This window comes from Kitasatospora sp. NPDC054768 (genome assembly GCF_053612025.1).
This window is the reverse complement of sequence record NZ_JBSHBN010000073.1, coordinates 1-13152: the sequence shown is the minus strand read 5'-3', so window position 1 is coordinate 13152 and position 13152 is coordinate 1. Positions and strand designations below refer to the sequence as shown.

The 13152-nt window shown below is 70.5% G+C and carries 10 protein-coding genes and 1 pseudogene; 6 read left to right on the top strand and 5 right to left on the bottom strand.

Annotated features, from left to right (window positions below; all coding sequences use genetic code 11):
- Positions 1 to 30: 30 nt before the first annotated feature.
- From ACWGKU_RS21880 to ACWGKU_RS21865, 4 genes and pseudogenes are all read right to left on the bottom strand, one after another.
- Entirely contained in the window at positions 31 to 921 is an 891-nt protein-coding gene (locus tag ACWGKU_RS21880) for an alanyl-tRNA editing protein (RefSeq protein WP_359897744.1), read from the bottom strand.
- Between the two features lie 153 nt (positions 922 to 1074).
- Positions 1075 to 2103, bottom strand: a complete 1029-nt coding sequence (locus ACWGKU_RS21875; protein WP_452179080.1) for a YIP1 family protein — start codon at positions 2101 to 2103, stop codon at positions 1075 to 1077.
- A gap of 243 nt (positions 2104 to 2346) precedes the next feature.
- Positions 2347 to 3411: pseudogene (locus tag ACWGKU_RS21870) on the bottom strand (sugar phosphate nucleotidyltransferase); the annotation flags it as partial.
- Between the two features lie 340 nt (positions 3412 to 3751).
- Entirely contained in the window at positions 3752 to 5977 is a 2226-nt protein-coding gene (locus ACWGKU_RS21865; RefSeq protein ID WP_452179081.1) for a heterodisulfide reductase-related iron-sulfur binding cluster, read from the bottom strand.
- 323 nt (positions 5978 to 6300) lie between these two features.
- Between ACWGKU_RS21865 and dnaK the strand changes: the two genes are divergently transcribed.
- The 5 genes from dnaK to ACWGKU_RS21840 all read left to right on the top strand — a co-directional run bounded on the left by dnaK (position 6301) and on the right by ACWGKU_RS21840 (position 11786).
- Positions 6301 to 8142, top strand: coding sequence for a molecular chaperone DnaK (gene dnaK, locus ACWGKU_RS21860; RefSeq protein ID WP_359897741.1), 1842 nt, complete (start codon positions 6301 to 6303; stop codon positions 8140 to 8142).
- The gene (gene grpE, locus ACWGKU_RS21855; RefSeq protein ID WP_359897740.1) at positions 8139 to 8759 is read left to right on the top strand and encodes a nucleotide exchange factor GrpE; all 621 of its coding nucleotides are present in this window, start codon (positions 8139 to 8141) and stop codon (positions 8757 to 8759) included. The genes dnaK and grpE overlap by 4 nt, the downstream gene beginning before the upstream one ends.
- Positions 8760 to 8905: 146 nt before the next feature.
- The gene (gene dnaJ, locus ACWGKU_RS21850) at positions 8906 to 10072 is read left to right on the top strand and encodes a molecular chaperone DnaJ (RefSeq protein ID WP_401048555.1); all 1167 of its coding nucleotides are present in this window, start codon (positions 8906 to 8908) and stop codon (positions 10070 to 10072) included.
- 16 nt (positions 10073 to 10088) lie between these two features.
- Positions 10089 to 10619, top strand: a complete 531-nt coding sequence (locus ACWGKU_RS21845) for a heat shock protein transcriptional repressor HspR (RefSeq protein ID WP_359897738.1) — start codon at positions 10089 to 10091, stop codon at positions 10617 to 10619.
- A gap of 177 nt (positions 10620 to 10796) precedes the next feature.
- Positions 10797 to 11786, top strand: a complete 990-nt coding sequence (locus ACWGKU_RS21840) for a hypothetical protein (RefSeq protein WP_401052664.1) — start codon at positions 10797 to 10799, stop codon at positions 11784 to 11786.
- 84 nt (positions 11787 to 11870) lie between these two features.
- Here ACWGKU_RS21840 and ACWGKU_RS21835 read toward each other — a convergent pair whose 3' ends face one another.
- A complete protein-coding gene (locus ACWGKU_RS21835; protein ID WP_401052662.1) occupies positions 11871 to 12056 on the bottom strand; it encodes a hypothetical protein in 186 nt (61 codons plus the stop codon).
- A 307-nt stretch (positions 12057 to 12363) separates the two neighbouring features.
- Here ACWGKU_RS21835 and ACWGKU_RS21830 point away from each other — a divergent pair, with 307 nt between their 5' ends.
- Positions 12364 to 12981, top strand: a complete 618-nt coding sequence (locus ACWGKU_RS21830; protein ID WP_143204511.1) for a TIR domain-containing protein — start codon at positions 12364 to 12366, stop codon at positions 12979 to 12981.
- The last annotated feature ends 171 nt before the right edge of the window (positions 12982 to 13152 follow it).

The following is a 13152-nucleotide window of genomic DNA, read 5'->3' as shown; positions in this document are numbered from 1 at the left end:
GGAAGGAGGGGTGGCCGCCCGCGGCGTTCCTCAGGCCCGCTTCGGGCTGGTGACGGCGACCAGTTCGGTGCCGTCCTCGGACAGCCGCAGCTCGGTGCGCAGCTCGGCCAGCTCGCCGAGGTGGTGCAGGTGGGTGCCGCCGCAGAAGATCTGCGCGCCGCCCTCGGGCAGCTCGCAGTGCCACTGGCGGCGGGCGGTCAGCTCGGGGCCGGGCACCTCGATGCGGACCGGGGCGTCCGCGGCGACCCAGGCGGCCAGCCGGGCGTTGACGGCCTCGGTGAGGGCCGGCAGGGCGTCGGCGAGGGCCGGGAACTCCTCGGTGGCGTCCACCGTGAAGCCCTTCTTCTTCAGCGACTTGCCGAGCCGGTAGGTGTCGGTGCTGGCCGCGGTGTCCATCACCGAGCTCGCCATGGCGAGGCTGTCGAAGTCCGGGTGGCCGAAGGCGTCCGAGCGGCCCGGGTCCTTGCGCCAGCGCGGGGCGAGCGCGGCGTTCAGGGCGAGGGCGAGCAGGTGGCAGCCGCTGTGCGAGGCACTGAGGGCGCCCCGGCGGTCGGCGTCGACGGCGAGCGCGGCGGTGCGGCCGACGATGTCGCCGGGGTCGCCGTCGAGGACGTGCAGGACCAGCCAGGACCACTCCTCGTCACCGCGCCGGACCGGGATGTCGGCGCCGACCAGCAGCTCCCCACCGTCCGGGCCGACGGCGCCGGTCAGGCAGTCGACGACGGCCAGCCCGGTGCCGTCCACGGTCAGGGTGCCGAGGTCGGCCGGCTGGTCCGGCCAGGTGTGGTCGAGCGGGTGGAACGGGGTCGCCTCGGTGACGACGGCGTACCGGCCGTCGGCCAGCGGGTGCACCGCGAGCACCGGGGACTCGCCGGTCACCGCCCCGGCCGGGAAGCTGACGTGGGTGGTGGGGAGGGTCATTCCTGGCTCCGGTGAAGGTGGGACGACGAGGGTGGGCGGGCCCGGCGCTCGGCCGCGACCCGCCCCCATTCTGCCTTCCGCCCGCCGAAGGGTTCCGCCCACCGAAGCCCGCCGGAGCCGTCCGCCCGCCGAAACCCTCGGCCCGCCGGGCGCTCAGCCCAGCGTCGGCAGCTTGATCAGCACCAGCAGCGCGACCAGCTGTACCGCCGAGGCGGCCGCGGCCTTGCCCCAGGGCAGGTCGTGCAGCCGCCGGACCATGCTGGTCAGCAGGTACGCGCAGAGCATCCAGGTGACCCAGCCGACGACCTGGACGACGGCGCTGCCGGAGGGCAGCACCAGGTCGAGCAGCAGCCGGGGCGCGTCGGTGAGCCAGCCGATCAGCGCGGCCAGGCCGACGGTCGCCTTCCACGGGCCGTCGCCGCCGAGCTGGCGGGCCAGCGCGTAGGTGACTCCGCCGAAGAGCGCCCCGGTCACGGTGAAGCCGATGGCGGCGGCGAGGATGCCGGTCAGCGCCACGGTGAAGGTCGAGTTGACGATGTCGTCGTGGGTCAGCCCGATGCCGAGCACCGCGAGCGCGCCGTACAGCAGCGAGACGGTGAGGGCGGGCAGCCAGACCTGGTGGTCGCGGGTGCGGTCGAAGATGGCGGTCGGGGCGCGGAACAGGCCGGTGAACAGCTCGCGCCAGTGCGGCCGGGGCCCGGCGACGTGCGGAGCGGACTGGCCGCCGGCCCGGTAGACGGCGACGTTGTCCTGGCCGTACGGCTGCTGGTCGTACCCCTGGTCGGGCCCGTACCCGTGGTCGGGCCCGTACCCGTGGTCCGGACCGTACCCGTGGTCGGGCCCGTAGCCCTGGTCCGGGCCGTAGCCCTGCGCGGGCCCGTACGGCGGCTGCTGCGCATACGGGCCGCCGTCCGCGTACGGGTCGCCGGTCGGGAAGGCCCGGGTGCTGCCGGGCCGGTCCGCCGCGTACGGGTCGTACCCGTCCCCCGCCGGGTGCCCCGGACCGCCGGGCGGGCCGGCCGGACCGCCGGGACCGCCGGGCGTCGCCGCGTGCGGGGCCGTGAAGTACTCCGGCCCGTCCGTCCCCCCGTGCCCCCCGGGCACCGACGGCGGCGGAGGGGCCGACCACCCGCCGTGCGGACGGTCGGCGCCCTGACCGCTGTCGTATCGATTACCAGCCACGGTCCGAAGGTACCCGCCCGGCCCGGCCCGCGTCGGCCCCGGACGGAGCCGGGGCCGGTTTGCAGCGAGGCTGAGACGAACGGGGCCGAAAACCCGCCGGAACGACCCCCGGGAGCCCAACAGCCCGGCACCCCGGGAGCCCGGCAGCCCCCGGAGGCGCTACCGCTGCGCGCCGACCGACGGCCCGTGCACCGCCGCGGCCGCGCTGGTGCCGGCCGGGCAGCCGCCCGGCCCGGCCGTGGTGCGGACGGCGCCGACCGGCAGCAGGGTGCCGCAGGCGATCCGGATGCCGTTGGGCAGCTCGTTGTCCGACTCCACGATCGCGCCGTCGCCGATCACCGCGCCGTCCAGCGCCGAGCGGTCGCCGACGGTGGCGAAGGCGCCCACGATCGAGTCCTTGACCAGGGTGTCCGGGCCGATCACCGCGCCCGGCAGGATCACGCTGCCCTCGACGATCGCGCCGGCCTCGACCACCGCGTCCTCGGAGACCACGGTGCCGCCGCTGAGCACCGCGCCCGGGTGGACGGTGGCGCCGGGCAGCAGCAGGGCGTCGCCGGTCGGGCCGGGGACGGCCGGGGAGTCGACCTTGCCGAGCACCAGGTCGGCCGAGCCGCGGACGAAGGCCGCCGGGGTGCCCAGGTCCAGCCAGTACGAGGTGTCGACGACGCCGCGCAGCAGTGCGCCGGTGGCCAGCAGCTCGGGGAAGGTCTCGCGCTCGACGGACACCTCGCGGCCGGCCGGGATGCGGTCGATCACGGACCGGGTGAAGACGTAGCAGCCGGCGTTGATCTGGTCGGTGACGATCTGCTCGGGGGTCTCCGGCTTCTCCAGGAACTCCAGCACCCGCCCGTCCTCGTCGGTCGGGACGAGGCCGAAGGCGCGCGGGTCCTCGACCCGGGTCAGGTGCAGGGTGACGTCGGCCCCGGCGGCCACGTGGCCGTCGCGCAGGGCGGCGATGTCGACACCGGAGAGGATGTCGCCGTTGAAGACCAGGACCGGTTCGTCCGGGCCGCAGGTCAGCCCGGACGCGGCGTTGCGGATGGCCCCGCCGGTGCCCAGCGGCTCGCGCTCGGTCAGGTAGACCAGCTCGATGCCGTACGGGGTGCCGTCCTGGAAGTGGTCCTCGAACACCTCGGCCAGGTACGACGTGGCCAGCACGACGCGGGTGACGCCGGCGGCGGCCGCGCGGGCCAACTGGTGCGCGATGAACGGGACGCCTGCCACCGGCAGCATCGGCTTGGGGGTGTGGGTGGTCAGCGGACGCAGTCGCGTGCCCTTACCACCGACCAGCATGATCGCCTCGGTCATGGTCTGCGCTGTTCCCCTTGTGTCTCTGCGGCCCGGCCCGGCGGGCCGACACCTCGTCGTCGGTCTGGACCCGGCCGTCCGGCCGGCGCGGGTCGCCACCCGTCCGGGGCTTCCGTCCGGAACGGGTCGACCGGAACGAAGCCGGTCCGGGCCTACTGTATTTGCTTCCGACCGAATGCCCGTCCGGCGCCTGTGCGATTGCCGTCACTCCCCGTACGCCCGCCGTACCGGCGCGCGCCGTCGGGCCGCCCAAAAGCCCGGCCCGGCGGGCGCGTTCGAAGCGTCCACCGGGCCGGGCGGTTGTAGCAGAACTGTCGAACAGCGGGCTCTGCGACGGGCGTTACGCGTCCACCGTCGCGGGCTGCTCCTCGCTCCCGGCCGGCGGGAGGGCCTTCACCGAGTCGAGCAGCAGCTGGGCCACGTCGACCACCTTCAGGTGCTCCTTGGCCGCGCCCTCGTTCTTCTTGCCGTTGACCGAGTCGGAGAGCATCACCAGGCAGAACGGGCAGGCGGTGGAGACGATGTCGGGGTTGAGCGACAGCGCCTCGTCCACGCGCTCGGTGTTGATCCGCTTGCCGATGCGCTCCTCCATCCACATCCGGGCACCGCCGGCGCCGCAGCAGAAGCCGCGCTCCTTGTGCCGGTGCATCTCCTGCTGGCGCAGGCCGGGGACCTTGTCCATGATCTCGCGCGGCGGGCTGTAGACCTTGTTGTGGCGGCCCAGGTAGCAGGGGTCGTGGTAGGTGATCAGGCCCTCGACCGGGTTGACCGGGATCAGCTTGCCCTCGTCGATGAGGTGCTGGAGCAGCTGGGTGTGGTGGATGACCTCGAAGTGGCCGCCCAGCTGCGGGTACTCGTTGGCGATGGTGTTGAAGCAGTGCGGACAGGTGGCGACGATCCGCTTGACCGGGGCGTCCTCCAGGGCCGCGTTCAGCGTCTCCACGTTCTGCGCGCCGAGCATCTGGAACAGGAACTCGTTGCCCAGGCGGCGGGCGGAGTCACCGGTGCAGGACTCCTCCTTGCCGAGGATCGCGAACTTCACGCCCGCGGTGTGCAGCAGCTCCGCGAAGGCCTTGGTGGTCTTCTTGGCGCGGTCCTCCAGGGCGCCGGCGCAGCCGACCCAGTAGAGGTACTCGACCTCGGCGGGGTCGATGTCCTCGCCGATCACCGGCACCTCGATGCCGGTCTCCTTCTTGAGCTCCTTGACCCAGTCCAGGCGGGCCTTGGTGGCCATGCCCCACGGGTTGCCCTTGTTCTCCAGGTTCTTGAGCATCGTCCCGGCCTCGGTCGGGAACGAGGACTCGATCATCACCTGGTAGCGGCGCATGTCGACGATGTGGTCGATGTGCTCGATGTCCACCGGGCACTGCTCGACGCAGGCGCCGCAGGTGGTGCAGGACCACAGCACGTCCGGGTCGATGATGCCGTTCTCCTCGGCGGTGCCGATCAGCGGGCGCCCGGCCTCGGCCAGGGCGGCCGCCGGGACGTCCTTGAGCTGCTCGGAGGTGGCCTTCTCCTCGCCCTCCATGTCCTTGCCGCCGCCGGCCAGCAGGTACGGCGCCTTGCCGTAGGCGTGCTCGCGCAGGCTCATGATCAGCAGCTTCGGCGAGAGCGGCTTGCCGGTGTTCCAGGCCGGGCACTGCGACTGGCAGCGGCCGCACTCGGTGCAGGTGGAGAAGTCGAGGATGCCCTTCCAGGAGAAGTGCTCGACCTGGGAGACGCCGAAGACGGCGTCCTCGGCCGGGTCCTCGAAGTCGATCGGCTGACCGTCGCTGGTCATCGGACGGAGGGCGCCGAGCGCGGTGCCGCCGTCCTCCTCGCGCTTGAAGTAGATGTTGAAGAAGCCGAGGAAGCGGTGCCAGGCCACGCCCATCGAGGGGTTGAGGCCGATGGTGGTCGCCCACGCGAACGAGATGGAGATCTTCAGCATCGCGAACAGGTAGATCAGGTTCTCCAGCGTGCCGTGCGACAGGCCGCTCAGCGCGGAGACCAGCGGGTACGAGACCAGGTGCTCCGGCCCGTACGAGTCGACGCCGTTGAGGGCGCCCTCCAGGCCGCGCAGCATCAGGATGCACAGGCCGATGCCGAGGATCGTGTACTCGACGTAGAAGGCCTGCCAGGCGATCGAGCCGGCGAACCGGGACTTGCGGCCCGACCGGGACGGCAGGCTCATCAGCCGGATCACGATCAGGACCAGGATGCCCAGGGTGGTCAGGGTGCCGACCAGCTCGACGAAGAGCTGCCAGATCATCCAGTGGCCGATGATCGGCAGCGCGAAGTCGGCGTCGAAGAGCTGGCCGAAGGCGTTGACGATGGTCAGCACCAGGCTGAAGAAGCCCACCGCGACGAACCAGTGGGCGATCCCGACGATCCCCCAGCGGTTCATCCTGGTGTGGCCGACGAACTCGGTCGCGACGGTCTTCACCCGCTGGGCGGGCTGCCCGAAGCGGGTGGGGTCCGGCGCGCCGGTGCGGACCACCTTGTAGATGTACAACGCCGCACGGGCGGCGAGCGCGGTGCCGATCACGAATGTGACCAGCGAGATGACGATCGCTGCTAGCTGCATCGGCTCTCCGTCTCCTGCGGCTTTGCGGTTGAGCAGGCTCTGCGGTTCCACGTTCTTCGGGAACCGAGTGTACTGGTCGGTAACTTGCCGGGCCGACGGCCCGGACATTACCGGTGGACAACGGTTCTCCAGAAGATTCCCAAGCTATGGCGGCAGTCACGTGGGCGCACCCCCGCCACGGCGCGGCGGGACACTCCGGCGGCGGGCGCCCACCGATCCGCTCAGCAAAGTTGAGCGAGCCGCACTCATACCTGTTGACGCCGCCCACCGAGTCATGCATCCTTGAGCCCGTAAAGCTCAACTCTTCCGTGGAGGTATCTACGATGGCACGCGCGGTCGGCATCGACCTCGGTACGACGAACTCGGTCGTCAGCGTTCTGGAGGGTGGCGAGCCCACCGTCATCACCAACGCCGAGGGTGCGCGGACCACGCCGTCCGTCGTCGCCTTCGCCAAGAACGGCGAGGTTCTGGTCGGCGAGGTGGCCAAGCGCCAGGCGGTCACCAACGTCGACCGCACCATCCGCTCGGTCAAGCGCCACATGGGCACCGGGTGGAAGATCAACATCGATGGCAAGGACTTCAACCCCCAGCAGATCTCGGCCTTCGTGCTGCAGAAGCTGAAGCGGGACGCCGAGGCGTACCTGGGCGAGACCGTCACCGACGCCGTCATCACCGTCCCGGCGTACTTCAACGACTCCGAGCGCCAGGCCACCAAGGAGGCCGGTGAGATCGCGGGCCTCAACGTCCTGCGCATCGTCAACGAGCCGACCGCGGCCGCCCTCGCGTACGGCCTGGACAAGGACGACCAGACCATCCTGGTCTTCGACCTCGGCGGCGGCACCTTCGACGTCTCCCTCCTGGAGATCGGCGACGGGGTCGTCGAGGTGAAGGCCACCAACGGTGACAACCACCTCGGTGGTGACGACTGGGACCAGCGCGTCGTCGACCACCTGGTCAAGGTCTTCCAGGCCGGCCACGGCGTCGACCTGTCCAAGGACAAGATGGCCCTGCAGCGTCTGCGCGAGGCCTCCGAGAAGGCGAAGATCGAGCTGTCCTCGTCCTCCGAGACCTCGATCAACCTGCCGTACATCACGGCCTCCGCCGAGGGCCCGCTGCACCTGGACGAGAAGCTCACCCGCGCCCAGTTCCAGCAGCTGACCGCGGACCTGCTGGAGCGCTGCAAGGTCCCGTTCCACAACGTCATCAAGGACGCCGGCATCTCGCTCTCCGAGATCGACCACGTCGTCCTCGTCGGCGGCTCGACCCGCATGCCGGCCGTCGCCGAGCTCGTCAAGGAGCTGACCGGCGGCCAGGACGCCAACAAGGGCGTCAACCCGGACGAGGTCGTCGCCATCGGCGCCGCGCTCCAGGCCGGTGTCCTCAAGGGCGAGGTCAAGGACGTCCTGCTGCTCGACGTCACCCCGCTGTCCCTCGGCATCGAGACCAAGGGCGGCATCATGACCAAGCTGATCGAGCGCAACACCACGATCCCGACCAAGCGCTCCGAGATCTTCACCACGGCCGAGGACAACCAGCCGTCCGTGCAGATCCAGGTCTACCAGGGCGAGCGCGAGATCGCCGCGTACAACAAGAAGCTCGGCATGTTCGAGCTGACCGGCCTGCCGCCGGCGCCGCGCGGCCTGCCGCAGATCGAGGTCACCTTCGACATCGACGCCAACGGCATCATGCACGTCGGCGCCAAGGACCTCGGCACCGGCAAGGAGCAGAAGATGACCGTCACCGGCGGCTCCTCGCTGCCGAAGGACGAGGTCGACCGCATGCGCCGCGAGGCCGAGCAGTACGCCGAGGACGACCACAAGCGCCGCGAGGCCGTGGAGACCCGCAACTCCGCCGAGCAGCTCGTCTACTCGACCGAGAAGTTCATCGCCGACAACGCCGACAAGCTGCCGGGCGACGTCAAGACCGAGGTCGAGACCGCCATCGGCGAGCTCAAGGAGGCCCTGAAGGGCGAGGACATCGCGAAGATCCGCGAGGCCTCGGAGAAGGTCTCCACCACCGCGCAGAAGCTCGGCCAGGCGCTGTACGCCAACGCCGACGCCGCTGCCGGTGCCGCCCCCTCCGGTGACTCCGCCCAGGCCAAGGACGACGACGTCGTCGACGCCGAGATCGTGGACGACGAGAAGCCCAAGGGCGGTGCGGCATGACGGACAAGCCGCAGGGCGGTAAGCCCGGCGACGACTCCGCCGCCGAAGAGGCCGTGATCAAGGCTGCCGAGGAGGCCGCCGCGGCCGGCACCGGGGAATCCGGGTCGGACGACCTCGCCACCGCCAAGCGCGAGCTCGCCGAGCGCACCGGTGACCTCCAGCGCCTCCAGGCCGAGTACCAGAACTACCGCAAGCGCGTCGAGCGCGACCGGCTGACCGTCCGCGAGATCGCCGTCTCCAACATCCTGGAGTCGCTGATCCCGGTCCTGGACGACATCGGCCGCGCCCGCGAGCACGGCGAGGTCACGGGCGGCTTCAAGTCCGTCGCCGAGTCGCTGGAGACGGTCGTCGCCAAGCTGGGCCTGCAGCAGTTCGGCAAGGAGGGCGAGCCCTTCGACCCGACCATGCACGAGGCGCTGATGCACAGCTACTCCTCGGACGTCACCGAGGACACCTGCGTGCAGATCCTCCAGCCCGGCTACCGCATCGGCGAGCGGATCATCCGCCCGGCGATGGTGGCCGTCGCGGAGCCCCAGCCCGGCAGCCAGGCGTCCTCCCCGGACGCCGAGCCGAAGTCCGCCGACGCGGACAAGTCCGACGGTGGCTCGGACAGCTGACAACCTGTGACAGCTGACAACCAGTGCGCTGCGGAGTCGTACGCCGGCCAGTACGGCGGCCGGCTCCGCAGCGCTCTGTCAGCAGCCGTTTGCTCACCGGCTGTTGACAGCACAGTGACGATGGACATCGGGAGGTGGCGGAAGCCATGAGTGGCAAGGACTTTGTCGAGAAGGACTACTACAAGGTCCTCGGCGTGCCCAAGGACGCCACCGCCACCGAGATCAAGAAGACCTACCGCAAGCTCGCGCGCGAGTTCCACCCCGACGCCAACAAGGGTGACTCCAAGGCCGAGGAGCGGTTCAAGGACATCTCCGAGGCGTACGACGTCCTCTCCGACGAGAAGCGCCGCAAGGAGTACGACGAGGCCCGCAGCCTCTTCGCCAACGGCGGCTTCCGGGCCGGCGGCGGCCCCGGTGGCAACGGCAGCTACAGCTTCGACTTCGGCGACCTCTTCAGCGGCAGCCAGGGCGGCGCCGGCCAGGCCGGCGGCGGCCTCGGCGACGTGTTCGGCGGCCTCTTCAACCGCGGCGGCACCCGGCAGGCCCAGCCCCGGCGCGGCGCCGACGTCGAGACCGAGGTGACGCTCTCCTTCGAGGAGGCGGTGGACGGCGCGACCGTCCCGCTGCGGATGACCAGCCAGGCCCCCTGCCGAGGGTGCAACGGCACCGGCGCCAAGTCCGGCACCACCCCGCGGGTCTGTCCGACCTGCGTCGGCGCGGGCACCGTCAGCCGCGGCCAGGGCGCCTTCGCCCTCTCCGAGCCGTGCAAGGACTGCCGCGGCCGGGGCATGATCGTCGACGACCCGTGCCCCGACTGCCACGGCAGCGGCCGGGCCAGCTCGGCCCGCACCATGCAGGTCCGGATCCCGGCCGGCGTCCAGGCCGACCAGCGCATCCGGCTCAAGGGCAAGGGCGCCCAGGGCGAGCGCGGCGGGCAGCCCGGCGACCTCTACGTGACCGTGCACGTCGACCCCCACCCGGTCTTCGGCCGCAAGGGCGACAACCTCACCGTCACCGTCCCGGTGGCCTTCCCCGAAGCCGCGCTCGGCGCCACCATCGAGGTGCCCACGCTGAACGGCCCGACCGTGAAGCTCAAGCTGCCCCCGGGCAGCGCCAACGGCCTCACCATGCGCGCCCGCGGCAAGGGCGCCACCCGCAAGGACGGCACCCGCGGCGACCTCCTCGTCACCGTCGAGGTCGTGGTGCCCCAGCACGTCACCGGCGACGCGCTGAACGCCCTTGAGCAGTACCGCGAGGCCACCGCCTCCGACGATCCGCGCGCCGCCCTGTTCCGGGCGGCGAAGGGAGCGTGACGACCAGATGTCCCCGATGTCCCCGATGAACCCGATCGACCCCGACACCCCGATCGGCCCCGGCCTCGGCGAGGGCCTGCCCGGTGCCGGCCCCCGCCGCACCCGCCGCGCCGCCGCGGCCCCGCCGACGTACGTCCTCACCGAGGACACTCCGGTGTACGTCATCTCCGTGGCCGCCGAACTGTCCGGTCTGCACCCGCAGACCCTGCGTCAGTACGACCGCCTCGGCCTCGTCTGCCCCGACCGCACCGCCGGCCGCGGCCGCCGCTACTCCGCGCGCGACATCCAGCAGCTGCGCGAGGTCCAGCGGCTCTCCCAGGACGAGGGCATCAACCTGGCGGGCATCAAGCGGATCATCGAGCTGGAGAACCAGGTCACCGCCCTGCGGTCCCGGGTCGCGGAACTGGTCGACTCCCTGGAGGGCGCCGCCACCGCCCTCCAGCAGCGCGAGGCCGCCGTCCACGCGTCCTACCGGCGCGACCTCGTCCCGTACCAGCCCCCCACCCCGCAGTCCAGCGCCCTCGTCGTCTGGCGCCCCAAGCGCTGACCGAAGCACCCACCGGCCGCCGGCCCCTCCTCTCGGGGGGTGCCGGCGGCTGCCGTGCGGTGAGAGAGTGCGGTCGTATTCCCTCTCCGGGGGACTCACCAGATCTGGCATGCTAAAACTCGTTCAGCACCAGCGCTGATGGGACGCAGGTAGCACGGTAACGGCAAGGAGTCGCGAATGAGTGGACGAGAGCAACCCCTTGCCGCCAGCTTGACCATCCTCTCGCCAGAAGCACGAGAGCTATATCTCGCCGTCATCCGAGGAGACGGCAAACTGCCGTTGGACTCCGATGTCGACCAGGATGATCCCGCGCGGGACGAGCTGGTGAGGATCGGCCTTCTCATACCCGACAGTGATGATCCGAATGTTTTCGTGGCCGCCGACCCCGCGCAGCTCTCGACAAGCCTCAGCCATTCGTGGCAACGTCAGGCACTGGAACTCCTGTCACGCGCCGTATCGCTCCCCTCCGAACTGCAGGATCTGGCCCGGGAATTCCACACCCCGAAGCGGTCCGGAGGATCCATAGAGCATGTACGGGGGAAGGCGCTCATTCGGCAGCGGCTGGAGCAGTTCAGGGGTTCCGGGTTCGAGGAGGCCCTGGCGCTCCAACCTGGCGGCCCCCGGCAGCCGGATCTTCTCGCCGGAATGATCGCATACGATCTTGAGACGCTCCGCAGTGGGACGAAGATGCGGACGATCTACCACGCCAGCACCCGATACCACCAGCCGACCAGGGATTACGTCGCCACACTCGCCCAAGCCGGCGGCCAGTACCGCACTCTTGACGAGCCCTATACGCGGCTCATAGTGATGGACCGGCGCGTGGCGGTGATCCCGATCGACGATGACATGAGCCTCGCGGCCTTCATCTACGACCCGGCCGTCGTCGACTATCTTGCCAATGAGGTCTTCGAGCAGTACTGGAGCCGGGCCCTGGAATTCGAGGGCGACCGCACAGTGCCGCAGCAGGTCGTGTCACGCCTGCGTCAGACGATCATTGACCAGATGCTCGAAGGAACCAATCACCGAGTTATCGCGCGACGCCTTGGAATTAGCGAGCGGACACTGGCCAGACATATAGCCGAAATGCGAGACGACTACAAGGTCGACTCGCTATTCCAACTCGGATATGTCCTCGGCCGAAAGGCGCAGGAGACTTCCGACTGACTCGCCCAGCCGGCTTCAGGCGGGTCCGTTAATACTCTGGCACGCGGCCGTGCAGTTACCCGGCCGTGCAGTTACCGGCCGTGCTCACTGCCAGGAGATGTCGTCTGCGACGCTCACGGCGGCATTGACGGCAATCGTGTCGTGCGAGTCGGCAGCGCTCACGAGAGAGCCGGCACCGAGCACGGCGGCGACGGCAACCAATGAAAGCACAACCACGCGGACAAATTGGTGCATATCAGTCACGCCCTCACTTTTCTGGAGAATCGCCACTAGAAGCGTCAAGCAGGATAACGGTCCACATGGTGCCACGCCAGGGGGAGGCTGTCACCTGCTTCCGCATGCGGGGGTGTGCGTCATCTCTCTGCCAGTCATCCAGATGACACAGGCCAACCCTGGACGCGACACGGAGATGCGATGGACGATCAGTTCGCCCTCAATGGTCTCGGCAGGGCGCCACACCTTGCCAATGTACCGTCAAATACTAAACCGTTCAGCAGCGGCATCAGTCCACCGAGCAGACCACATCCAACGCATCGCCGACACTCACTCCCCCGGTCGGCCTTTCCCCGGAGTCGACATGACCGAGCCCTACCTGCGTCACCACGACAGCCAGGCCCCTGAGGGTCGGCGTGCACGTGTGTTCCTGGCCGCCCCGCTGATGCGACTGACCGGGCCGGCCGACAGCGTGGTGACCCTCGCCAGCCGGACGCGGCTGACGACGCTCCGCACCACCCTCCTGCGCAGCGGTGCCGCCGTGTACAGCGCGCACCACAGCGACGCCTGGACCATCTCCGGCCGCGCGCCGGAGCCCCGCGTCCCCTCCGACTTCCGCGCCCTCCAGTCCGCCGACCTCGTGTTCGCCTACGTCGGTGCCCCCCTCTCGGCCGGCGTGAGCCTGGAGCTCGGCTGGGCGTCGGCGCTGCGCAAGCCGATCGTCCTCCTGGTCGACGAGGCCATCACCCACAACCCGCTGATCGCCACCATCGAGCAGGTCGCCCCCGTCCTGCCGCTGGTCTTCGACGACACCTGGTCGCAGGAGGCCCTCAACCACACGGTCGAGACCGCGCTCGACTGGGCGGGCATGGCGCTCTCCCTGCGCGAGGGCTTCTGGACCGCCCCCGGCGAGCAGTTCAACGTCCCCCGGCAGCAACCCGCCGTCCCCGGCTACTGGCCGACCGGCGCCGCCACCGGCTGAGCGGCGGCTACCCACCGGACTCCCCCGTCCGGGATCCCCGCATCCGCCGGCCCGACCGGAACAGCGTCTCCGCGTCGTACAGCTCACGCAGCCGGGCGATGTGACCGGCCACCGTGCGCTCGCTCAGCCCCGTCCGGTCGGCTGCTCGCCCGCTGCGTGAGGCCGCGGGCG